Source organism: Denitromonas iodatirespirans (assembly GCF_018524365.1).
GTDB classification, from domain to species: Bacteria; Pseudomonadota; Gammaproteobacteria; order Burkholderiales; family Rhodocyclaceae; genus Nitrogeniibacter; species Nitrogeniibacter iodatirespirans.
This window is the reverse complement of sequence record NZ_JAEKFT010000019.1, coordinates 1-23986: the sequence shown is the minus strand read 5'-3', so window position 1 is coordinate 23986 and position 23986 is coordinate 1. Positions and strand designations below refer to the sequence as shown.

Annotated in this window: 26 protein-coding genes; 23 read left to right on the top strand and 3 right to left on the bottom strand. The window is 65.4% G+C overall.

Features of this window, described 5'->3' with window-relative positions; genetic code table 11:
- Nucleotides 1-5: 5 nt before the first annotated feature.
- Genes murA through hisD form a run of 3 tightly spaced genes read left to right on the top strand, consistent with a single transcriptional unit; the run spans nucleotide 6 to nucleotide 3255 of the window.
- Nucleotides 6-1262, top strand: coding sequence for a UDP-N-acetylglucosamine 1-carboxyvinyltransferase (gene murA / locus I8J34_RS15900; RefSeq protein ID WP_214362613.1), 1257 nt, complete (start codon nucleotides 6-8; stop codon nucleotides 1260-1262).
- Between the two features lie 44 nt (nucleotides 1263-1306).
- The gene (gene hisG / locus I8J34_RS15895; RefSeq protein WP_214362612.1) at nucleotides 1307-1951 is read left to right on the top strand and encodes an ATP phosphoribosyltransferase; all 645 of its coding nucleotides are present in this window, start codon (nucleotides 1307-1309) and stop codon (nucleotides 1949-1951) included.
- The gene (hisD, locus tag I8J34_RS15890; protein WP_214362611.1) at nucleotides 1948-3255 is read left to right on the top strand and encodes a histidinol dehydrogenase; all 1308 of its coding nucleotides are present in this window, start codon (nucleotides 1948-1950) and stop codon (nucleotides 3253-3255) included. Before hisG ends, hisD begins: the two co-directional genes overlap by 4 nt.
- Before the next feature lie 200 nt (nucleotides 3256-3455).
- On the opposite strand, the gene hisC is transcribed toward hisD, so the two are convergent.
- Nucleotides 3456-4511 carry a histidinol-phosphate transaminase gene (hisC, locus tag I8J34_RS15885; RefSeq protein ID WP_214362610.1) on the bottom strand — a complete coding sequence of 352 codons (1056 nt, stop codon included), beginning with the start codon at nucleotides 4509-4511 and terminating at the stop codon, nucleotides 3456-3458.
- Between the two features lie 112 nt (nucleotides 4512-4623).
- Here hisC and hisB point away from each other — a divergent pair, with 112 nt between their 5' ends.
- The 10 genes from hisB to tatC all read left to right on the top strand — a co-directional run bounded on the left by hisB (nucleotide 4624) and on the right by tatC (nucleotide 10088).
- A complete protein-coding gene (hisB, locus tag I8J34_RS15880) occupies nucleotides 4624-5211 on the top strand; it encodes an imidazoleglycerol-phosphate dehydratase HisB (protein ID WP_214362683.1) in 588 nt (195 codons plus the stop codon).
- Between the two features lie 45 nt (nucleotides 5212-5256).
- On the top strand, nucleotides 5257-5895 hold the full coding sequence (gene hisH / locus I8J34_RS15875; protein ID WP_214362609.1) for an imidazole glycerol phosphate synthase subunit HisH: 639 nt from the start codon (nucleotides 5257-5259) through the stop codon (nucleotides 5893-5895).
- 48 nt (nucleotides 5896-5943) lie between these two features.
- Nucleotides 5944-6684 (top strand): 1-(5-phosphoribosyl)-5-[(5-phosphoribosylamino)methylideneamino]imidazole-4-carboxamide isomerase, encoded by a 741-nt coding sequence (gene hisA / locus I8J34_RS15870; RefSeq protein ID WP_214362608.1) that lies wholly within the window; start codon nucleotides 5944-5946, stop codon nucleotides 6682-6684.
- Nucleotides 6685-6686: 2 nt separating this feature from the next.
- A complete protein-coding gene (gene hisF, locus I8J34_RS15865) occupies nucleotides 6687-7445 on the top strand; it encodes an imidazole glycerol phosphate synthase subunit HisF (RefSeq protein WP_214362607.1) in 759 nt (252 codons plus the stop codon).
- Nucleotides 7442-7840 (top strand): phosphoribosyl-AMP cyclohydrolase, encoded by a 399-nt coding sequence (gene hisI, locus I8J34_RS15860; protein WP_214362606.1) that lies wholly within the window; start codon nucleotides 7442-7444, stop codon nucleotides 7838-7840. Before hisF ends, hisI begins: the two co-directional genes overlap by 4 nt.
- Nucleotides 7837-8163, top strand: coding sequence for a phosphoribosyl-ATP diphosphatase (locus I8J34_RS15855; RefSeq protein WP_214362605.1), 327 nt, complete (start codon nucleotides 7837-7839; stop codon nucleotides 8161-8163). The genes hisI and I8J34_RS15855 overlap by 4 nt, the downstream gene beginning before the upstream one ends.
- A 9-nt stretch (nucleotides 8164-8172) precedes the next feature.
- The gene (locus I8J34_RS15850) at nucleotides 8173-8520 is read left to right on the top strand and encodes a histidine triad nucleotide-binding protein (RefSeq protein WP_214362604.1); all 348 of its coding nucleotides are present in this window, start codon (nucleotides 8173-8175) and stop codon (nucleotides 8518-8520) included.
- Between the two features lie 10 nt (nucleotides 8521-8530).
- Nucleotides 8531-8755: a Sec-independent protein translocase subunit TatA gene (tatA, locus tag I8J34_RS15845; RefSeq protein ID WP_214362603.1), complete on the top strand. Its 225-nt coding sequence runs from the start codon at nucleotides 8531-8533 to the stop codon at nucleotides 8753-8755.
- 74 nt (nucleotides 8756-8829) lie between these two features.
- Entirely contained in the window at nucleotides 8830-9327 is a 498-nt protein-coding gene (gene tatB, locus I8J34_RS15840; protein ID WP_214362602.1) for a Sec-independent protein translocase protein TatB, read from the top strand.
- Nucleotides 9324-10088 (top strand): twin-arginine translocase subunit TatC, encoded by a 765-nt coding sequence (tatC, locus tag I8J34_RS15835; protein ID WP_214362601.1) that lies wholly within the window; start codon nucleotides 9324-9326, stop codon nucleotides 10086-10088. The genes tatB and tatC overlap by 4 nt, the downstream gene beginning before the upstream one ends.
- A gap of 12 nt (nucleotides 10089-10100) precedes the next feature.
- Here tatC and I8J34_RS15830 read toward each other — a convergent pair whose 3' ends face one another.
- Nucleotides 10101-11264 (bottom strand): Do family serine endopeptidase, encoded by a 1164-nt coding sequence (locus I8J34_RS15830; RefSeq protein WP_214362682.1) that lies wholly within the window; start codon nucleotides 11262-11264, stop codon nucleotides 10101-10103.
- Nucleotides 11265-11317: 53 nt separating this feature from the next.
- On the opposite strand from I8J34_RS15830, the gene I8J34_RS15825 reads away from it, so the two are divergent.
- Entirely contained in the window at nucleotides 11318-12061 is a 744-nt protein-coding gene (locus I8J34_RS15825) for a Nif3-like dinuclear metal center hexameric protein (RefSeq protein WP_214362600.1), read from the top strand.
- 13 nt (nucleotides 12062-12074) lie between these two features.
- Here the strand turns inward: I8J34_RS15825 and I8J34_RS15820 are convergent, their stop codons facing one another.
- Entirely contained in the window at nucleotides 12075-14180 is a 2106-nt protein-coding gene (locus I8J34_RS15820; RefSeq protein WP_214362599.1) for a type IV pilus assembly protein FimV, read from the bottom strand.
- A gap of 270 nt (nucleotides 14181-14450) precedes the next feature.
- Here I8J34_RS15820 and I8J34_RS15815 point away from each other — a divergent pair, with 270 nt between their 5' ends.
- From I8J34_RS15815 to I8J34_RS15775, 9 genes are all read left to right on the top strand, one after another.
- Complete coding sequence (locus tag I8J34_RS15815; RefSeq protein ID WP_214362598.1) at nucleotides 14451-15023, top strand: DUF2889 domain-containing protein; 573 nt, start codon at nucleotides 14451-14453, stop codon at nucleotides 15021-15023.
- Nucleotides 15024-15297: 274 nt separating this feature from the next.
- The gene (gene sucC / locus I8J34_RS15810) at nucleotides 15298-16464 is read left to right on the top strand and encodes an ADP-forming succinate--CoA ligase subunit beta (protein ID WP_214362597.1); all 1167 of its coding nucleotides are present in this window, start codon (nucleotides 15298-15300) and stop codon (nucleotides 16462-16464) included.
- A gap of 12 nt (nucleotides 16465-16476) precedes the next feature.
- Nucleotides 16477-17370, top strand: a complete 894-nt coding sequence (gene sucD / locus I8J34_RS15805) for a succinate--CoA ligase subunit alpha (RefSeq protein ID WP_214362596.1) — start codon at nucleotides 16477-16479, stop codon at nucleotides 17368-17370.
- A 284-nt stretch (nucleotides 17371-17654) separates the two neighbouring features.
- Nucleotides 17655-18395 (top strand): Stp1/IreP family PP2C-type Ser/Thr phosphatase, encoded by a 741-nt coding sequence (locus tag I8J34_RS15800; protein WP_230411869.1) that lies wholly within the window; start codon nucleotides 17655-17657, stop codon nucleotides 18393-18395.
- Between the two features lie 28 nt (nucleotides 18396-18423).
- Nucleotides 18424-19215, top strand: coding sequence for an FHA domain-containing protein (locus I8J34_RS15795; RefSeq protein WP_214362594.1), 792 nt, complete (start codon nucleotides 18424-18426; stop codon nucleotides 19213-19215).
- 134 nt (nucleotides 19216-19349) lie between these two features.
- On the top strand, nucleotides 19350-20117 hold the full coding sequence (locus I8J34_RS15790; RefSeq protein ID WP_214362593.1) for a 3',5'-cyclic-nucleotide phosphodiesterase: 768 nt from the start codon (nucleotides 19350-19352) through the stop codon (nucleotides 20115-20117).
- 103 nt (nucleotides 20118-20220) lie between these two features.
- Nucleotides 20221-22575 carry a GspE/PulE family protein gene (locus I8J34_RS15785; RefSeq protein WP_214362592.1) on the top strand — a complete coding sequence of 785 codons (2355 nt, stop codon included), beginning with the start codon at nucleotides 20221-20223 and terminating at the stop codon, nucleotides 22573-22575.
- A 274-nt stretch (nucleotides 22576-22849) separates the two neighbouring features.
- Nucleotides 22850-23134 (top strand): nucleotidyltransferase family protein, encoded by a 285-nt coding sequence (locus I8J34_RS15780; RefSeq protein WP_214362591.1) that lies wholly within the window; start codon nucleotides 22850-22852, stop codon nucleotides 23132-23134.
- Between the two features lie 9 nt (nucleotides 23135-23143).
- Nucleotides 23144-23500, top strand: a complete 357-nt coding sequence (locus I8J34_RS15775) for a HepT-like ribonuclease domain-containing protein (protein WP_214362590.1) — start codon at nucleotides 23144-23146, stop codon at nucleotides 23498-23500.
- Nucleotides 23501-23986 lie beyond the last annotated feature (486 nt).

Sequence of the window (23986 nt, the reverse complement as noted above, 5' to 3'; positions counted from 1 at the left end):
CGCGCATGGACAAACTGCTGATTACCGGCGGCACCCGCCTGACCGGTGAAGCGCGCATCTCCGGCGCCAAGAACGCCGCGCTGCCGATTCTCTGTGCCGCACTGCTCACCCGCGAGCCGGTGAGCTTCACCAATGTGCCGCAGCTGCAGGACATCCGCACCCTGCTGGCGTTGATCGCCCAGATGGGCGTCAAGGTCGACCGCGACGAGGCTGCCGGCACCGTCACGCTCGACGCCAGCGCTCTGAGCAACCCGGTCGCCCCCTACGAGCGGGTCAAGACCATGCGCGCCTCCATCCTGGTGCTCGGCCCGCTGGTCGCGCGCAGCGGCGAGGCGCGGGTCAGCCTGCCCGGCGGTTGCGCCATTGGCGCGCGGCCGGTGGACCAGCACATCAAGGGTCTGCAGGCGATGGGCGCGCAGATCAAGGTGGAGCATGGCGACATCCATGCCGAAGCCACCCGCCTGAAAGGCGCGCGCCTGTTCACCGACATGGTCACCGTGACCGGCACCGAAAACCTGATGATGGCCGCCTGCCTGGCCGAGGGCGAGACGGTGATCGAAAACGCCGCGCGCGAGCCCGAGGTGGTGGATCTGGCCAAGTGCCTGATGGCCATGGGCGCGCGCATCTCCGGCGCCGGCACCGACGTGATCCGGGTGCAGGGCGTCGACGCGCTGCATGGCGCGACCCACCAGATCATGCCCGACCGCATCGAGACCGGCACCTACCTGTGTGCCGCGGCAGCCACCGGCGGCGACATCCGCCTCACCGGCACCTCTTCGGCCTACCTCGACATCGTGGTCGACAAGCTGCTCGACGCCGGCTGCGAGATCGATGTCGAGCGCGACGAGATCCGCCTGCGCGCGCCCGAGCGGCTCAAGGCCGTGAGCCTGCGCACCGCGCCGTACCCCGCCTTCCCTACCGACATGCAGGCCCAGTTCATGGCCATCAACTGCGTGGCCGAGGGCACGGCGGTGATCCGCGAGACGATTTTCGAGAACCGCTTCATGCACGCGGTGGAGTTGCAGCGCCTGGGCGCCGACATCCGCATCGACGGCAACACCGCGGTGGTCACCGGCGTGGCGCGCCTCGACGGCGCCACCGTGATGGCCACCGACCTCCGCGCCTCGGCCAGCCTGGTGGTGGCCGGCCTGGTGGCCGGGGGCGAGACCCTGATCGAGCGCATCTACCACCTCGACCGTGGCTACGAGCACCTGGAGCAGAAACTCTCCGCGCTCGGCGCGCAGGTCAGGCGAGTGGCCTGAGGCTCCGGTAACATCCGGTTTTTGGACGAATTCAAGGAATCCCTGTGTCCGGCATCACGATCGCCCTGTCCAAGGGACGCATCTTCGAAGAGACGCTGCCGCTGCTGGCAGCCGCGGGTATCACGCCGACCGACGACCCCGAGAAGTCGCGCAAGCTGATCATCGGCACCAACCGGCCCGAGGTGCGGCTGGTCATCGTGCGTGCCAGCGATACGCCGACCTATGTGCAATACGGCGCTGCCGACATGGGTATCGCCGGGCGCGACGTGCTGATCGAGCATGGCGGCGCCGGCCTGTACCAGCCGCTGGATCTGAACATCGCCCGCTGCCGCTTGTGCGTGGCGGTGCCCGAGGGCTTCGACTACGCGGCCGCGTCCCGGCCGGGCAGCCGGATCCGTGTGGCCACCAAGTACGTCAAGTCGGCGCGCGAGCATTTCGCCGCCAAGGGCGTGCATGTGGATCTGATCAAACTCTACGGATCGATGGAGCTGGCGCCGCTGGTTGGCCTGTCGGATGCCATCGTCGATCTCGTCTCCACCGGCAACACCTTGCGTGCCAACCACCTCGAAGCCGTCGAGGACATCATGGACATCAGCTCGCGGCTGGTGGTCAATCAGGCGGCGCTCAAGGTCAAGCGCGAACTGTTGCAGCCGGTGATCGATGCTTTTGCCGGAGCCGTGAAACCATGAACTCGCCACAGATTCGCCGCCTCGATGCCCGCGAGCCGGAGTTCCTGTCCACCCTCGATGCCTTGCTGGCCTTCGAGAGCGGGACCGACTCGCGCATCGAGAACGCTGTCACCGACATCCTCGCCGCGGTGCGCAACACCGGCGACACGGCTGTCATCGAGTACACCCGCCGCTTCGACCGGCTGGACGTCGACCACATGGCGGCGCTGGAGCTGCCGGAAGCGGCGCTGCAGGCGGCGCTCGACGGCTTGCCCGAGGCGCAGCGCGCCGCTCTCAAGACGGCGGCCGAGCGGGTCGAGGCCTATCACCGCCGCCAGATCGTCGAATCCTGGGACTACACCGAGGCCGACGGCACGCGGCTGGGCCAGATCGTCACGCCGCTCGACCGCGTCGGTCTGTATGTGCCCGGCGGGCGCGCGTCCTACCCCAGTTCGGTGCTGATGAACGCGATCCCTGCCAAGGTGGCCGGGGTCGGCGAGCTGATCATGGTGGTGCCCACACCCGACGGCGAGCGCAATCCGCTGGTGCTGGCGGCCGCGGCGATCACCGGGGTGGACCGGGTGTTCACCATCGGCGGCGCCCAGGCCGTGGCCGCGCTGGCCTATGGCACGCAGACGATTCCGCAGGTGGACAAGATCGTCGGGCCGGGCAACGCCTATGTGGCCTCGGCCAAGCGGCGTGTCTTCGGCACCGTAGGCATCGACATGGTGGCCGGGCCGTCCGAAGTGCTGGTCATCTCCGACGGCAGCGGCAACCCGGACTGGGTGGCCATGGATCTCTTCGCCCAGGCCGAGCATGACGAGCTGGCGCAGTCGATCCTGCTGTGCACCGACGCCGGTTTCATCGACGCGGTGGCCGCGTCCATCGCCAAGCTGCTGCCGGACATGCCGCGTCGCGACACCATCGCCACCTCGCTGGCCAATCGCGGTGCGTTGATCAAGGTGAGCGATCTGGACGAAGCCTGTGCCATCGCCAACCGCATCGCGCCCGAGCACCTCGAGTTGTCGATGGAAGACGCCGAGGCCTGGATCGGCAAGATCCGCCATGCCGGCGCGATCTTCGTCGGCCACTGGTCGGTCGAGGCGCTGGGCGACTACTGCGCCGGGCCCAACCATGTGCTGCCGACCATGCGCAGCGCACGCTTCTCATCGCCGCTGGGCGTCTATGACTTTCAGAAACGCACCAGCCTGATCCAGGTGTCCGAGGCCGGCGCGCAGACGCTCGGCCCGATCGCGGCAACGCTCGCCGACGGTGAGGGCCTGCAGGCGCACGCGGCGTCGGCGCGATATCGGGTGAAAGCGTAGCCCGAATGCAGCGCAGCGAAATCCGGGAACAGCGGCTGATTCGCCTGCGCCCGTCGAACCCAGGGCGCTTTGCCGGCTCAGCCGCTGTTCCCGGATTCCGGCCTTCGGCCTGCATCCGGGCTACGACGCGCTGATTCGGCGTGCCCCGATCATCCAACAGGCCGCTGCATGCGGCCTGTTGTCCGTTAACGCCGGCGGGTTTACACCAGCTCTTTGAGGGCCTCGACCAGCGCCGCGCATTCCTCGTCGGTGCCGACCGTGATGCGCAGGTAGTCGTCGATGCGCGGCAGCTTGAAGTGGCGCACGATGATCGCCCGTTCGCGCAGGGCCGCCGCCAGCGCCACGCCGGTATGGTTGGGGTGGCGGGCGAAGACGAAGTTGGCGCCGGAGGGCAGCACCTCGAAGCCCAGTTCGGTCAGCGCGCGGCCGAGCCACTCGCGGCTGGCGATGACGCGCGCGCAGCTGTCGCGGAAGTGCGGTTCATCTTCGACCGAGGCAATCGCGCCGGCCTGCGCCGGGCGGCCCAGCGGGTAGGAGTTGAAGCTGTTCTTGACCCGCTCCAGGCCTTCGACCAGTTCGGCGCTGCCCACCGCGTAGCCGACCCGCAGCCCGGCCAGTGCGCGCGACTTGGAAAAGGTACGGGTGACCAGCAGGTTGGGGTGCGTGTCGATCAGCGGGATGGCCGCTTCGCCACCGTAGTCGATGTAGGCTTCGTCAATCACCACCGGCACGTCCGGATTGGCGGCCAGGATCTGCTCGATGGCCGCGATCGGCAGCAGCCGGCCGGTGGGTGCGTTGGGGTTGGGGAAGATGATCGGGCCGGCGCCGCCGACATAGTCCGCCGGGTCGATCTCGAGCGCGTCGGTGAGCGGGATCGGCGCGGCCTCGATGCCGAACAGCCCGCAATACACCGGGTAGAAGCTGTAGGTGATGTCCGGGTAGCGCAGCGGCGCATCGTGCTTGAGCAGGGCCATGAAGGCGTGGGCCAGCACCTCGTCCGAGCCGTTGCCGACGAAAATCTGTGCCGGCGTCACGCTGTGGTAGCGGGCCAGCGCTGCCTTGAGCGCCTCGGAATTGGGGTCCGGATAGCGGCGCAGATCTTCGCTGGCCGCCCGTGCAATGGCCTCGATGGCGCGTGGCGAGGGGCCGTAGGGGCTCTCGTTGGTGTTGAGTTTGACCAGCTTGTCCATGCGGGGCTGTTCGCCCGGGACATAGGGGGTCAGGCGGCGGGCGGTGTCGCTCCAGAATCGGCTCATGGCGTGGGTTTTGGCGGGCAGTGAAAGAGACAAACTCGGCGTGGGCGATGGTATCATGGCCGCCTCAACCATCAGTATTGGCCGGGTGCGCAAGCGTCCGGAGGCCATCACCATGCGGCAAGCGGACGTTACCCGGAACACCCTCGAAACCAAGATCTCGGTGCGCATCGATCTCGACGGCACCGGCGCCGCCGAGCTGAACACCGGCGTGCCCTTTCTCGATCACATGCTCGACCAGATCGCCCGCCACGGCGTGATCGATCTGGCCATCACCTGCGAGGGCGACACGCACATCGACGACCATCACACCGTCGAGGATGTCGGCATCACCCTGGGCCAGGCCTTTGCCAAGGCGCTGGGCGACAAGAAGGGCATCCGCCGCTACGGCCATGCCTACGTGCCGCTCGACGAGGCGCTGTCGCGGGTGGTGGTCGATTTCTCCGGCCGCCCCGGCCTGCATTATTTCGTCGAATACACCCGGGCGCGCATCGGCAATTTCGATGTCGATCTGGCGCGCGAGTTCTTCCAGGGCTTCGTCAATCATGCCGGCGTGTCGCTGCATATCGACAACCTGCGCGGCGACAACGCCCACCACCAGTGCGAGACCATCTTCAAGGCCTTCGGCCGCGCGCTGCGTGCCGCCGCCGAGGTCGATCCTCGCCTGGCCGGCGTCGTGCCCTCGACCAAGGGCGCGCTCTGATCCGGCGTTCCGCTTCCTTTTTCAACCTGTTCTGTGAGCACCACCATGACTGATGTGGCCGTCATCGATTACGGCATGGGCAACCTGCGGTCGGTAGAGAAGGCGATCGTCCATGTGGCCGGTGGCGCCGCCGTGCGCGTCACCGACGATCCGGAGGTGGTGATGCGCGCCGAGCGGGTGGTGTTTCCCGGCCAGGGCGCGATGCCCGACTGCATGGCCGAGATGGAGGCGCGCGGCCTGCACCAGGCGGTGGTGGCCGCGGCGGCGACCAAGCCCTTCCTCGGGATCTGCATCGGTCAGCAGATGCTGTTCGAGCACAGCGAAGAGGGCGACGTGGCCGGGCTGGGCATCTTTGCCGGCCAGGTGCGCCGCTTTCCCGAGGCCAAGATGGTCGATGCCGCCGGGCAGCGTCTGAAGGTGCCGCACATGGGCTGGAACGAAGTCTGGCACCATGGCGAACACCCGCTGTGGCGCGACATCCCCGACGGCGATCGTTTCTATTTCGTTCACAGCTACTATGTGGACCCGGCCGATGCTGCGGTGACCGCCGCGCATACCGACTACGGCCTGCGCTTTACCAGTGCGGTGGCACGGGATAACATTTTTGCGGTGCAGTTCCACCCCGAAAAGAGCGCCCGCGCCGGCCTGCAGCTGCTGACCAATTTCATGCACTGGACGCCCTGAGTTCAGGGCGCCACGCCGATTTCTCTTACGCCTAGACGACTCACTCGTATGCTGCTCATACCTGCTATCGACCTCAAGGATGGTCATTGTGTCCGCCTGAAACAGGGCGAAATGGACGATGCCACCGTGTTCTCCGACGATCCGGCAGCCATGGCCCGGCACTGGCTGGCCCAGGGCGCACGTCGCCTGCATCTGGTCGACCTCAATGGCGCGTTTGCCGGCAAGCCGGTCAATGAAGAGGCGATCAAGATGATCGTCGAGGCCGTGGGCGATGACATCCCGGTGCAACTCGGCGGTGGTATCCGTGATCTCGACACCATCGAGCGCTACCTCGACGACGGCATCAGCTATGTGATCATCGGCACCGCCGCGGTCAAGAACCCGGGCTTCCTGCAGGATGCCTGCAGCGCCTTCCCCGGTCACATCATCGTCGGCCTGGACGCCAAGGACGGCAAGGTGGCGGTCGATGGCTGGTCGAAACTGACGGGGCATGACGTGGTGGACCTGGCGCAGAAATTCGAGGACTACGGGGTCGAAGGCGTGATCTACACCGACATCGGCCGCGACGGCATGTTGTCGGGCGTGAATGTCGAGGCCACGGTGCGGCTCGCCCAGGCCCTGCACATTCCGGTCATCGCCAGCGGCGGCATCGCCTCGGTGACCGATATCGAAGCCTTGTGCGCTGTCGAGAGCGAAGGCGTGGTCGGGGCGATCACCGGTCGGGCCATTTACGAGGGCACGCTGGACTTCCGCGCCGCGCAAGCCCGTGCCGACGAACTGGCAGACTAGACATGCTCGCAAAACGGATCATCCCCTGTCTCGACGTCAGTGCCGGCCGCGTCGTCAAAGGCGTGAATTTCGTTGAACTGCGCGATGCGGGCGATCCGGTGGAAGTGGCGCGGCGCTATGACGAGCAGGGCGCCGACGAGATCACCTTTCTCGACATCACCGCCAGCTCCGACGACCGCGACATCATCCTGCATGTGGTCGAACAGGTGGCCGAGCAGGTGTTCATTCCTTTGACCGTGGGCGGTGGCGTGCGCACGGTGGCCGATGTGCGCCGCCTGCTCAATGCCGGCGCCGACAAGGTCAGCATCAACACCGCGGCGGTCACCAACCCCGACATCGTTGCCGAAGCCAGTGGCAAGGTCGGCAGCCAGTGCATCGTGGTGGCCATCGACGCCAAGCAGACGGCGCCGGGCAAGTGGGAAGTCTTCACCCACGGCGGCCGCCGCAACACCGGGCTGGACGCGATCGACTGGGCGCGGCGCATCGAAGCGCTGGGCGCCGGCGAGATCCTGCTCACCAGCATGGACCGCGACGGCACCAAGAACGGTTTCGACCTCGGCCTGACCCGCGCCATCTCCGACGCGGTGCGCATCCCGATCATCGCCAGCGGCGGGGTCGGCACGCTGGAGCACCTGGCACAAGGTGTGTCCGAAGGCCGCGCAGACGCGGTGCTGGCGGCCAGCATCTTCCATTTCGGCCAGCACACCGTGCAGGAGGCGAAAGCCTTCATGCGCGAGCGCGGCATCGAGGTCCGGCTATGATCGAACTGCCCAACCGCTGGCTCAACGACATCGTGTGGGACGACCACGGCCTGGTGCCGGTGATCGCCCAGGATGCCGCCACCGGCGACGTGCTGATGTTCGCCTTCATGAACCGCGAGGCGCTGGCGCTGACCGCCGAGCGCGGCGAGGCGGTGTATTGGTCGCGCTCGCGGCGCAAGCTGTGGCACAAGGGCGAGGAATCCGGCCACACCCAGAAGGTGCTCGAGATCCGCACCGACTGCGACAACGACGTGGTGCTGCTCAAGATCGAGCAGGCCGGTGGCATCGCCTGCCACACAGGACGCAAGAGCTGTTTCTACCAGCGCCTCGGCGAGTCCGGGCATTGGGAAGCGGCCGACCCGGTTCTGAAAGACCCGAAGGAGATTTACGGATGATCGATATCGAAGTGCTGCACCGGGTGGCCGCCACCCTGGCCGAACGCAAGGCGGCGAGTCCGGATGCGTCCTATGTCTCCAGTCTCTACGCCAAGGGCACCGACGCCATCTGCAAGAAGGTGGCCGAAGAGGCGGCCGAGACGATCATGGCGGCCAAGGACGGCAATCGCCTGCACCTGGTGTGGGAGGTGACCGACGTGTGGTTCCACACGATGGTGCTGCTGTCACACTTCGGCCTTACCGTCGACGACGTGCTGGCGGAGTTCCGTCGCCGCGAGGGCGTCTCCGGCATCGATGAAAAGAAATCACGCACGGCAGGGTAAACCACGCTTATGTCCGACTGCATCTTCTGCAAAATTGCCTCTGGCGCCATTCCGGCGAAGAAGGTCTTCGAGGATGACGACATGGTCGTCTTCCATGACATCAATCCGGTGGCGCCGGTGCACCTGCTGGCGATCCCCAAGCAGCACATCGCCTCACTGGCCGATACCCGGCCCGAGGACGCCCTGCTGATGGGCAAGCTGCTGCAGACCGGTTCGCGCCTGGCGATCGAGCACGGTTGCACCGACGGATTCCGCACCCTGGTCAACACGGGGCGGGTCGGTCGGCAGGAGGTGTATCATTTGCACATCCATTTCGTTGGTGGGCCGGATGTCTTGCCACCCATGTTGAAGCGTTGAGGAGTTATTGATGGGTTCATTCAGTATCTGGCACTGGCTGATCGTTCTGGTCATCGTGATGCTTGTCTTCGGCACCAAGAAACTGCGCAATATCGGCCAGGACCTGGGCGGTGCGGTGAAAGGCTTCAAGGAAGGCGTGCGTGAAGCCGAGAGCGGCAGCGAGCCGGCCAAGCCCGAGCAGCTCGATGGCAAGACCATCAATGCGGAAGCCAAGGAAAAGATCAACAATTCTTGACCGATCGCGGGTCTGACACGGGGGGCCTCGCTGAGTAGGCCCCTTGTTTTTGCTTTCGTCTGTGCAGGGACGCCATGTTCGATATCGGTTTCACCGAACTCATGATCATCGCCATTGTCGGTCTGGTGGTGATCGGCCCGGAGCGCCTGCCGAAGGTGGCGCGCACCGTCGGCCATATGCTGGGACGGCTGCAGCGCTATGTCGGTGACGTGAAGTCGGACATCCAGCGCGAAATGCACCTGGAAGACCTCAAGAAGCTGCAGAAAGAAATGACCGACTCGGCGCGGGACCTGGAAAGTGGTTTGCGCGGGCAGGCCGCTGCGGTGCAGGCCGATCTGGATGATGCGGCCAAGTCGGTCAAGAGCACTGCCGAGGCGCCGGCCGGCACGGCGACCCAATCGCCCGATGCGACCGACGAAGAGGCGATCAAGGACGCCGAGCGGGCCATCGCCCAGACCGTGGCCGACGACATCGCCGCCAACCACAGACCGCCCGAGCGCGATGACAACCAACTGGCGCTGGGGCTCGATGCCGAGCCCGCCGCACCTGCCTCCAAGGAGCCGAAGGCATGACCGACTCCGGACAGGAAACCTTCATTGCCCACCTGATCGAACTGCGTGACCGCCTGCTGCGGGCGGTGGCCGCGGTGCTGGTGGTTTTCGTCTGCCTGATGCCGTGGGCCGGCCAGATCTACGATCTGCTGGCGCTGCCGATGATGCAGTCGCTGCCGCAAGGCACGCGCATGATCGCCACCGGGGTGGTCACGCCGTTCTTCGTGCCGGTCAAGGTGACGCTGATGGTCGCCTTCGTCTGTGCGCTGCCGGTGGTGCTGTACCAAACCTGGGCCTTCATCGCCCCCGGTCTCTATGCCCACGAAAAGCGCCTGGCGATTCCGCTGGTGCTGGCGACCACGGTGCTGTTTCTGCTCGGCATGGCGTTCTGCTACTTCTTCGTGTTCAAGATGGTGTTCGGTTTCATCAATGAGTTTGCCCCGAAGAGCATCACGCCCGCGCCGGACATCGAGCAGTATCTCTCCTTCGTGATGACCCTGTTTCTCGCGTTCGGGCTGACCTTCGAGGTGCCTGTGGCCGTGGTGCTGCTGGCCAAGTTCGGCATCGTCAATCAGGCCAAACTGAAAGAAGCGCGGCCATACGTGATCGTCGGCGCCTTCGTCATTGCTGCCGTGGTGACGCCGCCGGACGTGATCTCGCAGTTCATGCTGGCGGTGCCGATGTGCTTGCTCTACGAACTGGGGATCATCTGCGCCCGCTTCGTCGCGCGGCCCACGCCGGAAGAGGCGGTCGAGCCGGGCAGCGAAGTGACGCGCAGCTGAGGCGTCGCGGCCCTACTGCGGGCGCGGCAGGGTGGGGCGGCGGCCGATCTTGACCGGCAGTTCCAGCTCTCGCCCCTTGCGCCGGACCAGAAAGCGGGCACTGGCGCCCGGCGGCAGCGCCGCCACCAGTTCGAGCATGCGCTGCGGATCGGGGATGGCTTGGGCCTCGATCGCCACCAGCACGTCGCCGGGCTGAATGCCCCCTTTGTCGGCCGGGCCGCCGCGCATCACGCCGGCGATGAGGGCGCCCTTGGTATCCGGCAAGCCAAACGATTCGGCCAATTCCTGGGTGATGTCCTGGATCTCGACGCCGATCCAGCCGCGTGTCACGCGGCCGGTGCGGATGATCTGGTCCATCACATCCTTGGCAAAGGTCACCGGGATGGCGAAGCCGATGCCGAGCGAGCCGCCCGAGCGCGAATAGATGGCCGCATTGATGCCGACCAGCGCGCCTTCGCTATTGACCAGGGCGCCGCCGGAGTTGCCCGGGTTGATGGCTGCGTCGGTCTGGATGAAGTTTTCGAAGGTGCTGATGCCCAGGTGGCTGCGCTGCAGCGCCGAGACGATGCCCATGGTGACGGTCTGGCCGACGCCGAACGGGTTGCCGATGGCCAGGACGACATCGCCCACGGTCAGCGACTCGGTCGGCGCAAAGGTGACCGCCGGCAGGTCGACGCCGGCTTCGATGCGCAGGACGGCAAGGTCGGTTTCAGGGTCCCGGCCCACCAGTTTGGCCTCGAACTTGCGGCCGTCGTTGAGCGCCACCTCGATGGCGTCGGCCGCTTCGATGACATGATTGTTGGTCAGGATGTAGCCGTCGGAACTCGCGATGACGCCCGAGCCCAGGCCGGACGTGCGTTGCTCCGGGCGCGGGCCGAGGCGGTCGCCGAAGAAATGGCGGAAAATCGGATCATCCAGGAAGGGGCTGCGCGGGGTCTGCATTTCCTTGCTGGTGAAGATGTGCACCACCGACGGCAGCGCCTTGCGCGCCGCGCTGGCATAGGAGCCTGGCGATGCGGGAACTGCGCTCGGGGTGCCGGCGGGCGCTTCGCCCTGAACGGCGATGACGGTGGTCGGCGCCGGGGCGAGCCATTCGGGCTTGAAGGTCATCAGCACGAAGACGATCGCCACGGCAACGGTGACCGCCTGTGCGAAAGTCAGCCACAGTCGGTGCATCATGGGCGGAGGCGCGCGAAGAGCGTCCGGCCGACGGGAAGGAGAATGGGCATATGCAATTGAGTGAACTGCAGCGCTACCTGGATTCGCTGCTGAATGTGGCGGCAATGAAGGATTATTGCCCAAACGGTTTGCAAGTGGAAGGAAGGGCCGAGGTCGGGCACATCGTGTGCGGGGTAACGGCGAGCCAGGCCTTGCTGGATGCCGCCGTGGCCCGCGGCGCCGATGCCGTTCTGGTGCATCACGGCTATTTCTGGCGGGGCGAGGATGCCCGGGTGGTGGGGCTGCGCAAGCGGCGGCTGGGTACCTTGCTGACCCACGACATCAGCCTGCTGGCCTATCACCTGCCGCTGGATGTGCACCCCGAGCTTGGCAACAACGCGCAGTTGGCCCGACGCATGGGCTGGACGGCGACAGGCAGTTTTGGGGAGCAGTCGGTGGGACAGATCGGCGAGGTGGCGCAGGCGATGTCGGCAGAAGCGGTGGCGCAGGCCTTGAGCCGCAGCCTGAATCGCGAGGCGCTGCTGGTGGGCGATGGCGCGCGGACGGTGCGGCGGGTGGCCTGGTGCACCGGGGCGGCACAGTCGATGTTCGAATCGGCGATCACGGCCGGATGCGACCTGTTTGTGTCGGGCGAGATCTCGGAGCCGACGGTGCATCTGGCCCGGGAGTCCGGGGTGCCGTATATCGCAGCCGGCCATCATGCGACCGAGCGCTACGGCGTGCAGGCGCTGGGCGAACATCTCGCGGGCCTCGGGCTGACATGCGAATTCGTCGACGTCGACAACCCCGTGTGAGGACGGGGCGAAGCTACTCCTGATCTTTGCGCCCGAGCTCGCCCAGCGGGTGGGTTTCGGACAGATTGGTGTCGTTGTCACCCAGGACTGGGGTGTCGCCCGAATCAAGGTGGAAATCGAGGTCGGGCAAGGGAGTGTTCTTCGACGCCGGGGCGTCGGTGTCGGCGGGGGACTCGGCCTCTTCGGGGGGCGTGTCGTCGAGGGGGGTGCTGAGGTCGATCGGCGTTTCGTCGAGTTCGGCGTCGTCATGCTGATAGGGGCCGAGACGGTCTTCCAGAACCGCCATCAGCATCAGCAAGTCGTCGACCACCGCGATCGGGAAGCCCTGTCGCGCCCCGTCGCGGTTATCGCGCAGCAGGCGCTGGATATAGGCTTGGCAATCGACGGTCATCCAGGTGTCGGTGAGCATCTTGACGATGTGTGCCATCTGCTCGACCGAGTCGGTGGTCTGTCGAACCGTGTCGAATTCGTCCCAGCCGACGATCTTGACGTTGAAAGTCTTGTTCAGTTGCCGCGTAATCACCTCGAAATCGTCGCGCATGTCGGCCGCCCGATAGACTTCCAGGAGCTTGAGCCACGGGGTGACCGCCTGCTTCGGGTTGCTGCGGATGAACTCGGCCAGCGTTTCGGCGGCCCCCTGGATGCGGCCGAAAGACATCATGATGTCGGCCAGTTCGACCGCCGATTCATGCTCGGCCGACAGGTCGGCCTCTTCGATGGCGATCGGCGCAACGCTGTGCTGGAGTTCGGCGGGGATGGATCCGTCCCATTCGACGGGCGAAAAATCGAAGCTCTCGCCGGCCTGAGGCACCGGCATGGCGCGCGCTTCAGCCCGGGGCGGCGTGGTCGGCGTTTCGTCCGGCGCGTTGTCGGCGACCGGAGCGCTACGGCGCCGGCGCACTAACCAGGCGGCAAGCAAGGTTGCCAGCAGGCCGGCCAGCGCCAGGGGGAGCCAGTCGAGCAGCGTCTGCCAGGCGGACGTCGCGGGGGCGGAGGGGGCTTCGGTCGGGGCCGGTGCTGGAGCGGGTGCCGCGGCCGGAGCGGTGGTGGCGTCGGCGACGCTCGTTGCCGACGAGCCCAGTTGGGCGGCCAGGGCGCGCTGGATTTCTTCGATGCGCGCGATCCGGTCGGTGAGCTCGAGGCGGGCGGTGATCTGCTCGTCGAGCTTCATGATCAGCTGCTGCTCGCGTCTGAGCAGTTCGCGTTCGGCCTCGGTGGTGCGATCGATCAGGCCCGGATCGCCCAGTTGCTGTGAGAGCTTGAATCCGTCGAGGCCGGCGGTGTCGCCGGAGAGCGAGAGGCGGTCGCCGTTGGGCGGCGCGTCCGCCGCGGCTGCGGGCGGTGGCGTGTCGGCGGGCGGTGCCGTGTCGGGCGCAGGGGCGGGCGGTCGCGCCCGGGTCGGGGCTGCGGCCGGTGCGGCTGCTTCGACGGGGGCCGGATGGGCGGCCGCGATGGCTTCGCGTGTCGGCAATTGCAGCGTCGAGCCGGCGGCGAGCGTCTGCCGGGACGAGCGGATGCTGCGGTCGGCCCGGTTCAGGGCGCGGGTGGCCCGGATGAAACCGATCCGGTCTTCACGGCTCGCCGGAAAGAGCTGCCGGGCCAGTTGGTTGATGGAGGCGTCTGCCGTCAGCGTCCAGGCGCCGCCGAGCGCAGCGGTGGTGACCGGGGCCGGTTTGGCGTCGGTCGCTGTCGGGGAGGGGGCGGGCGTCGCGCGGGCTGCGACCGGTGGGACGGGGGCGGCGATCGGCGAGGGCAGGAGGAGGGTGTAGGTCCGTTTGAGCCGGGCGCTGCAGGTTTCTTCGAGAGTCAGGCGGACGATGGGGTCGTGCACCGCCTGGCGGCGTGTGACGACAGCCACGGGATTGCCCGCGCGCATGTCGATGGCGATCTGGGTGTTGAGCACCGCTGGAATGCCGTCCGAGCTGTCGGGGCCGGGCACAGTGCGCAAGCAGTTGGCACTTTCGTTGGGGCGCAGCCCGTGGAGCCTGACCTCGGCGCGAAACGGCTCGCCGATGGCGGACTGACTGATGATCTCGCCGAAGCCGATGGCGTGCGTCGTCGCCGGCAAGACGGCCAGCGTCCACAGCAAGAGCAAGGTCGGGCGAAGCGGCGAGTTCATCGTTCGATCGGAAAAGCCTTATGAATTCGAATGATCGCGAATTAATTTGAAGCACATTGTAATGAACTTGCCTTCAAATGGGCCCTTTGTATGCGCCGATGCACGAAAAGGCACACAGTTTTGTGGGCTTTTGGCACCGGTGCGGGGGCTTGGCGGGGCGTGTCGGCATGGCGGCCCGCCGCCTTTGGTCTGCGGAGGAGGCATGGGGCACGGCACTGCCGAGTTCCCGCGGTATCATGAGGGCGTTTCCATACGATTGCGTACGTTATAATGAACGCGAAATTGTCCGGCGGGGTTGGCCGCCAGCGCGCCCAGGTGCGGCGCATCGAGATCGAGGGGTTTTTCCGGGACGACGGTTTGGTCGAGCTCGACGCGGTGCTGGTCGACGTCAAGGATGTCGACTATCCGTTGGCGTCGGGGATGCGCAAGAAGGGCGACCCGGTGCACCGGATGCGGGTATCGGTGCTGATCGACCGCAACTTCACCATCCTGGACGCCCACGCCGAATCGGAGTGGGTGCCGTATCCGGGCAGTTGCGAGCGCATCGCTCCGGCCTATGACGCCCTGGTCGGGCTGAACCTCATGCGCGGGTTTCGCGAGGCCGTTCGTGCCCGCTTCTTTGCGACCGCTGGCTGCAGCCACATCTCCGAGCTGTTGTTGAGCCTGCCGACGGCGGCGGTGCAGACCTTCGCCACCTTCATGCAAGACAATGTCAACGATACGGAAAAGCCGTTCCAGCTGGACCGTTGCCACGCGCTGGCGACCGACAGCGAGACGGTGCGGCAATACTATCCGGCCTGGTATCGCGCGCCCTCGCCCGACGCGGTCGACGGCGACGTCTAGCCGGGGCGCGGCATACCGGGGGCTTGGCGGCATGGCCCGGTGACGCGTCGCGGCCTGCGCGAATTCGGCTATAATTCCGGGGCTTTCGCCTTGCGTAAATTCGTGCGCGTTGCGGATGTGTGTCGCACGCATCGGCGCATTCTTGCCGGTGCAGCGGTGCCTGCCGAACGAGGGAGATCGGTGGGTGTCGTGGGGTGTGGGCCCCGAATTGACCCGTTCAACCTAAATGTCCGTGATCTCCGTGTGGAGATGCGGCTTCCATCGAAGGGCAACCATGAAGATTCATGAGTATCAGGCAAAAGAGCTGCTGAGAAAGTTCGGCGTGACCACCCCGCGTGGCATCGCATGTTTCTCGGTGGACGAAGCGGTCAAAGCGGCCGAAGAGCTGGGCGGACCGGTGTGGGTCGTCAAGGCGCAGATCCACGCGGGTGGCCGCGGCAAGGGCGGCGGCGTGAAGCTGGCGCGCTCCGTGGATGAGGTGAAGGCGCTGTCGGACGAAATTCTCGGCATGCAGTTGAAGACGCACCAGACCGGCCCGGAAGGCCAGAAGGTTCGCCGTCTGCTGATCGAAGAAGGCGCCGACATCCAGAAAGAATACTATGTGGCCGCGCTGACCGATCGCGCGACCCAGAAGGTGGCCATGATGGCTTCTTCGGAAGGCGGCATGGACATTGAGGAAGTGGCGGCCAAGACCCCCGAGAAGATCATCAAGGTCTTCGTCGACCCGCTCGTCGGCCTGACCGACGCGCAAGCCACCGAGCTGGCCAATGGCATCGGCGTGCCTGCCGCATCGCTCGACAAGGCTGTCGATACGCTCAAGAAGCTGTATACCTGCTACATGGAAACAGATGCTTCGCTGGCGGAAATCAACCCGTTGATCCTCGAAGGCAACGGCAACATCAAGGCGCTGGACGCCAAATTCAACTTCGATTCCAACGCGCTGTATCGCCATGACGACATCGTCGCGCTGCGCGATCTGGCCGAAGAAGACGCCGACGAGATCGAAGCGTCCAAGTACGATCTGGCCTACATCAGCCTCGACGGCAACATCGGCTGCCTGGTCAACGGCGCCGGTCTGGCCATGGCGACCATGGACACCATCAAGCTGTACGGCGCCGAGCCGGCCAACTTCCTCGACGTGGGTGGTGGCGCGACGACCGAGAAGGTGACCGAAGCCTTCAAGATCATGCTCAAGAACCCCAAGGTCAAGGGCATCCTGGTCAACATCTTCGGCGGCATCATGCGTTGCGACACCATCGCCACCGGCGTGGTCGCCGCGGCCAAGGAAGTGCACCTGACGGTGCCGCTGGTCGTGCGCATGAAGGGCACCAACGAGGATCTGGGCAAGAAGATCCTGGCCGAATCCGGCCTGCCCATCATCGCTGCGGACACCATGGCCGAAGCTGCCGAGAAGATCGTTGCCGCGGTTGCGGGCAAGTAAGGGGATACAAGCATGTCGATTCTCATCAACAAGGACACCCGCGTCGTCACGCAGGGTATTACCGGCAAGACCGGCCAGTTCCACACGCGCATGTGCCGCGACTACGCCAACGGCCAGAACTGCTTCGTGGCCGGGGTGAACCCGAAGCGCGCCGGCGAGGACTTCGAAGGCGTGCCCATCTATGGCACCGTGAAGGATGCCAAGGAGCAGCAGGGCGCGAACGTGTCGGTGATCTACGTGCCGCCCCCGTTCGCCGCGGCTGCCATCTGGGAGGCCTGCGAGGCCGACCTCGATCTGGCCATCTGCATCACCGAAGGCATTCCGGTTCGTGACATGCTCGAAGTGCGCAACAAGATGAAGCAGAAAGTGGCCGCCGGCGGCAAGGAAACCCTGCTGCTGGGCCCCAACTGCCCGGGTCTGATCACGCCGGAGGAAATCAAGATCGGCATCATGCCGGGCCACATCCACCGCAAGGGCCGTATCGGCGTCGTGTCGCGTTCCGGCACGCTGACCTACGAAGCGGTTGCCCAGCTGACCGATCTCGGCCTCGGCCAGTCGTCTGCCGTCGGTATCGGTGGCGACCCCATCAACGGCCTGAAGCACATCGACGTGATGCGCATGTTCAACGACGATCCCGACACCGATGCAGTCATCATGATCGGTGAGATCGGCGGTCCGGACGAGGCGGAAGCCGCGCGCTGGTGCAAGGAGCACATGAAGAAGCCGGTGGTCGGTTTCATCGCAGGGGTCACCGCACCGGCCGGCAAGCGCATGGGCCATGCCGGCGCGCTGATCTCCGGCGGCGAAGACACGGCGGATGCCAAGCTCGCCATCATGGAAGAGTGCGGCTTTACTGTGACCCGCAACCCCTCCGAGATGGGCAAGCTGCTCAAAGCCATGCTCTGAGCGATCTTGCGCTCGGAAAAACGCCGGCGAGTGCCGGCGTTTTTCTTGGCCGAGTGCGGAGCGTTCTCTTACTTTCGTTATGTTTTTCGCTGCCCCGTCGGGCGGGGTATGTGAAAATGTGTGGCCCTCGCCGAAGGGCGGACGTGAAGTCTTGCGCACCGATGCCGTAGTCATGAGCTGTGACAGCCGTTGCCGGCTGCGTCGGAACCAGGTGAACGGTCGGGAATGGCCGATAGAGAGGCGGGTTGATGGAGGTCCAGAACCAGGAGACGGGCGCGTTGCAGATGGCGTCGCGTACCGACACGGGACGGATGCGTCAGCGCAACGAGGACGTCTGCCTCTTCGATGAAGCATCGCACTGGGCCGTGCTGGCCGATGGCATGGGCGGTTACCAGGGTGGCGATGTGGCCGCCCGGCTGGTGGCCGATAGCGTGGCCGGCCGCCTGCGTGCCAGCGAGGCGGCCAGTGTCTCCGAGATGCTCGCCGAGTTGCGCCAGGCGACCATGCGCGCGAATACCGAAGTGATCGCCGCGGCCCGCAAGGACCGGGCGCTTCACGGTATGGGCTCGACCGTGGTGGCCACGCGCTTTCACGACAACACCGTGCTGGTCTCGCATGTCGGCGACTCGCGCATGTACCGCTATCGGCCCGATGAACTGGTTCAGCTGACGCGAGACCATTCTTTGTTGCAGGAGCAGGTCGATGGCGGCATGATGAGTGCCGATGCGGCTCGGGTCGCACCGGGCCGCAGTCTGCTGACCCGCGCGCTGGGCGTGGAAGCTGCCGTGGTGCCGGATGTGGCCCTGCACGAGGCGCGGGTCGGGGATGTCTACCTGCTGTGCTCGGACGGCCTGACCGACATGCTCGACGACGAAGACATTGCCCTGGTGTGCGAAACCTTGTCCGCCAATCTGGCGCTGGCGGCAGATCATCTGGTTCAGCTTGCCAACGACCGGGGTGGTCGTGACAACATCACCGTAGTTTTGATCAAGGTGCTGCGGCCGTTCCCGGCGCGCAGGACGTAGCCGGAACCTCCGGACAGGACGTGACACGATGCCGAAATTGATCCTCAGCATGGATGGGCTGGTGCTCAAGGAAATCCCGCTGACCAAGGAGCGGACCACGATCGGGCGCAAGCCGCACAACGACATCCAGATCGACAATCTGGCCATCAGCGGCGAGCATGCGGTGATCACCGCGATCCTGGACGATGCGTTCCTCGAAGACCGGAACAGCACCAACGGCACCTATGTGAACGGCCAGCCGGTCAAGAAATGCGCGCTGCAGAACAATGATGTGGTCGAGTTGGGCAAATACCGGATCAAGTTCGTCGTCGAACAGGCGTCCGCGTCCGGCCCGCTGACCGACTTCGTCGATACCGCAGCGCTCAAGCCCGTCATGGCCGACCCCGAGGTGGAGGTGTCGGTGCCGGATGTGCCTGCGACCGATACCGTGGTCGGTACCGATGACGCGATGGTGTCGGTCGATCCCGAGTCGACCCAGATCCTCGATCGGGCAGGGGCCGTGAGCCGGACCTCGCCGAAGCCTGCCTCCGCGGCGCCTGCCGATGATGCGGCGGCCGGGATGATCCAGGTGTTGTCGGGCCCGAACACGGGGCGCGAACTGGAGCTGAAAAAATCGCTGACCACGCTGGGCAAGCCCGGCGTTCAGGTGGCCGTCATCACCCGTCGGCCTCACGGCTATTTCATCACCCATGTGGAAGGCTCGACCTTCCCGGTGGTCAATGGCACGCCGCTCGGCGCGCAAGCTCATCGCCTGAACGATCACGACATCATCGAGATCGCCGGGGTGAAGATGGAGTTTTTCCTGAAAAGCGGCACCTGAGTCTCCCGCGTCGACGCCGGATGCCGGATGGCGCCGTGACGTAGTTCTCGGTCAGCGCGCAGCCACGATGCTAGCCTCCATGGATCCGGGGTATTCCCGATAGGCGGGACGGCCGCCGGGCGCGGGCTTCAGCAATGAAATTCAGGGTATTGGGGTGTAGTGGCGGCATCGGCGGTCACGAGATGCGCACTTCCGCATTTCTCGTCGATGACGACATATTGATCGATTGCGGCACCGGCGTCGGCGTGCTCGACTATGCCGAACTGCTGCGGATCGATCACGTCTTCATCACCCATGCCCACCTGGATCACATCGGCTTCATTCCCTTGCTGGTCGACACAGTGGGCAACGACCGGCGTGCGCCGATCACCGTGTACGGCACGGTCGAAACCATCCGGATCCTGCGCTCCCACATCTTCAACTGGCTGGTGTGGCCGGATTTCAGCGCCATTCCGGACCGGCACCGGCCGTTCATGCGCTTCCAGGTGCTCAAGGTCGGCGAGAGCGTGGCGCTCGACGGGCGCCGGATCACCTCGCTGCCGGCGCTGCACACGGTGCCGGCGGCAGCCTATTGCCTCGACAGCGGCGAGGGCCAGCTGATCTACACCGGCGATACCACCTACCATCCGCCGCTCATCGATGCCATCAACCGCCAGCCGGCGCTGCGTCACCTGGTCGTCGAGACCGCCTTTTCCGACGTGATGCACGGCCTGGCGATGGCCTCGCGACACCTTTGCCCCAGTCTGCTCGCCCACTTTCTGGATGCGCTCACCTGCCGGCCGCAGGTGCACATCAGCCATCTCAAGCCGGGACATGCCGAGCGGACGATGGCGGAAATCGGCGTCTACGGCGGCCACCTGCGGCCGACGATGCTGGCCAACGATCAGGTGCTGAGCTTCTGAGCTGCGCCGGTCCTGCCGCGATCGCGCCGGATGCCGCTAGAATGACAGGGGCCGTCGCGTTCGCGCCGGTCGGGACCATGACATCGTGCAGGGATCGAGCACCATGAAAGTCGCTGGCAAAAGCCCCTCGAGCGGGGATGTGGGCAGCCGTCTCGCCTTCTTCAAAGGCTTGCAGACGGTCACCAACCGGATTCACGCCACCCAGAACATCGACGAAATCATCTTCGAGCTGTCGGCCGACCTGTGCGCCCTGTTCGGCGCCGAGCGGCTGACCATCTACACGCTCGACGAGGCGCGCACCGCGATCGTTTCCAAGGTGAAGACCGGTCTGCATACGGTCAACAGCATCCGCCTGCCAATCTCCGAAAACAGCATCGCCGGCTACGTGGCCTTCTCCAAGAAGATGCTGAACCTGCCCGATGTGTACGACGCCGCCGCGCTCAAGCGCATCTCGCCCCGCCTCGAATTCCGCAAGGAAGTCGACGAGGTGACCGGCTACCATAGCCGGCAGATGCTGGTGGCGCCGATACTCGCGCCCGAAGGCAGCGATCTGCTGGGCGTGTTGCAGCTCATCAACGCCACCGATGGCAAGCCGTTCTCCCCGATTGCCGAAGAGGGCTTGCTGGGCTTGGCGCAGACGCTGGGCGTGGCGTTTGCCCAACGCGTCCGCGTCCAGGGCAAACCGCGCTCGCGCTACGACCTGCTGGTCACCGACGGCCAGCTGTCCGCCCAGGAACTCGAAGCCGCCGGCCTCAAGGCGCGCGACCGGAAGGTCTCCACCGAAGATGTGCTGATCGACGACATGGGCCTGTCGCTCGCCGACATCGGCGACGCCGTGGCCCGCTGCTTCAATGTGCCCTACGAGCCCTACCGCGGCGATCGCATCAAACCAGTCGATCTGCTCAAGAACATCAAGCGCGACTTCGTCGAACAAAGCCACTGGCTGCCCCTCGAGGAAACCGAGGAAGGCATCATCGTGATGGCCACCGACCCCGAGCAGACGCGCGCCTCGCGGGTGGCGCACAACGTCTTCCCGAACAAGAAGATCGCCTTTCGCGCCACGACGCATCGCGATTTCCGCAAGACGGTCGATCAGTTCTTCGAGGCCAGCCTCGACCTCGGCTCGGTCGATGACCTGCTCTCCGACCTGGCCGACGAAGAGCAGGACGGCTCGGTGGCCGAGGATCTCTCGGCCGCCTCCGACAACGAACTGGTCAAGCTGGTCAACAAGATCATCGTCGACGCCTACAAGCAGGGCGCCTCCGATATCCACATCGAGCCACGCCCCGGCAAGGTCAAGACGCTTATCCGCTTCCGCAAGGACGGCACCCTGGTGCCCTACATCGAAGTGCCGGCCAGCTACCGCAGCCCGCTCGTCACGCGCATCAAGATCATGTGCGACCTCGACATCTCCGAGCGCCGCAAGCCGCAGGACGGCAAGATCAAGTTTCGCAAGTACGCCGCGCTCGACATCGAGCTACGCGTCGCCACCATCCCCACGGCTGGCGGCATGGAAGATGTGGTGATGCGCATTCTCGCCAACAGCGAACCCATCCCGCTCGACCAGCTCGGCCTGTCGCCGCACAACCTGGCGCGACTCGAAAGCGCCATCGCCCAGCCCTACGGCATCTTCTTCGTCTGCGGCCCCACCGGCTCCGGCAAGACCACCACGCTGCACTCCATCCTCGGCCATATCAACACGCCGGAGACCAAGATCTGGACCGTCGAAGACCCGGTCGAAATCACCCAGAAAGGCCTGCGCCAGGTGCAGGTCAACCGCAAGGCCGGCATCGACTTCGCCACCATGATGCGCGCCTTCCTGCGCGCCGATCCCGACGTCATCATGGTTGGCGAAATGCGCGATCGCGAAACCGTCGCCGTCGGCCTCGAAGCCTCGCTCACCGGCCACTTGGTGTTCTCCACCCTGCACACCAACAGCGCGCCCGAGTCCATCGTTCGCCTGCTCGACATGGGCATGGACCCCTTCAACTTCGCCGACGCCTTGCTCGGCGTCCTCGCCCAGCGCCTGGCCAAGCGGCTGTGCACCAAGTGCAAGACCGCCTACCACCCCGACAGCGACGAACTCTCCAGCCTGCTCGACGAATACTGCCTCGACCTGAAAAGCACGCCCCCCTTCATCGCCGACGCCGACGCCGCCCGCAAAGCCGTCGCCCACCGCTGGCAGCGCGACTTCGCCAACAAGAACGGCCAATTCACCCTCTACAAAGCCGTTGGCTGCGCCGACTGCACCAACGGCTACCGCGGCCGCGTCGGCCTGCACGAACTCATGCTCGGCTCCGACGGCGCCAAGAAGCGCATCCAGGAACACGCCCGCGTCGCCGACCTGCTGGTGCTGGCGCTCGACGAAGGCATGCGTACGCTGCGGCAGGACGGGATCGAGAAAGTGCTCTCCGGCGTGACCGACATCAAACAGGTGCGCAAGGTGTGCGTGCGCTGACGTTACCGGTCCCGAAAAAGCGGAACTCCCGGGCAAGCGCCCGCGGCGCCACCGTAGGGCCGAATTCATCCCGCCAAACCCCCGTGGAACCATTGCCAGCCGGCTGAAACCTCCCCTGTGGAACGGCCGAAAGAGAGCGGCGACATCCTCGACTCGCCGATGGATCGGGCCGTGACCACCCGCATGGTGCAGGGCGCCCCTTTTGCTTTTTCCCGGATTCGCCTAGACTCAAAGCCATCCAACAGAACGGGCAGATGCCCGTGAGACGTCAGTCATGCATCCACTCATCGAACGCCATCGAGACGAGCTTCGTGCCCTGGCCGAGCGCTATGGCGTTCGTTCGATCAAGGTATTCGGTTCCATGGCGCGAGACGATGCCGACGCGTCGAGCGACGTCGATCTGCTCGTCGAAACCGCTCCGGACACCTCGGGCTTTACCCTTGGCGCACTGCTCATGGACGCCCAGGATATTCTCGGCAGACACGTGGATCTCGTCACCGAGGCGGCGCTGCATCCAGCCATGCGCGCACGAGTGCTGAACGAAGCCAGGCAGCTCTGAAGGCAAACGGTGAAACCCGGAAACGAGGCCGACAAGGTATACCTTCAGCACATGCTCGAATGTATCGCCCGAATCGCGGAATATGCCGGGGGTGACGAGCAACGCTTTCGCGAGTCCCGCCTCATACAAGATGCGGTCGTCCGCAACCTACAGACGTTGGCCGAATCGAGTCAGCGCCTCAGTGAGCCGATCAAGGCGGGCGAGCCGCAAATTCCCTGGCGCGCCATCTCCGGCTTCCGGAACATTCTCGTCCACGACTACCTCGGCATCGATGTCAGCGCCATCTGGCAAGTCGTTGCCGTCGAACTCGCCCCGCTCCAGGCCGCGCTGGTGCGCATGGCCGACACCCTGAGCCGCAGGGGGTAGCCTCGATCCACGGTGCTACGGCGCCGACGCCACCCGGAATGCCACGCAGACGGCTGGAGAACTCCGGCCTTTCGACGAACAATCAAGCCTCCGTCGGGCGGGATTCATCCTGCCAACCCCCGTACAAGCATCGCCGGCCGACTGAACCGGCCCCCTACTGCCGCCAACGAAGTCGCGTGCACCTCACGCCTGCGAGGGATCGAGAAGATCCTCTCGGGCGCGACCGACATCAAGCTGGTGCGTAAGGTGCCCGTGCGCTGACGTATGACGTCAGCGTGGGTGACGGAAAACGTCACCTGAGGGCAGGGCCGGGTGTGACGCATTTCACGCGGAAAATCGGGCGAATTTTTAATCGATTGAATTTGTTGTGGTTTTTCTTCGAAAGAGAAACTGGCACGGTCGGTGCATAGCTATCTCCGAGCGGATCCCATCCGTGACTGACCAAATCTCTCTCCGAGGAGTACGACCATGAACAAGACTCTCAAG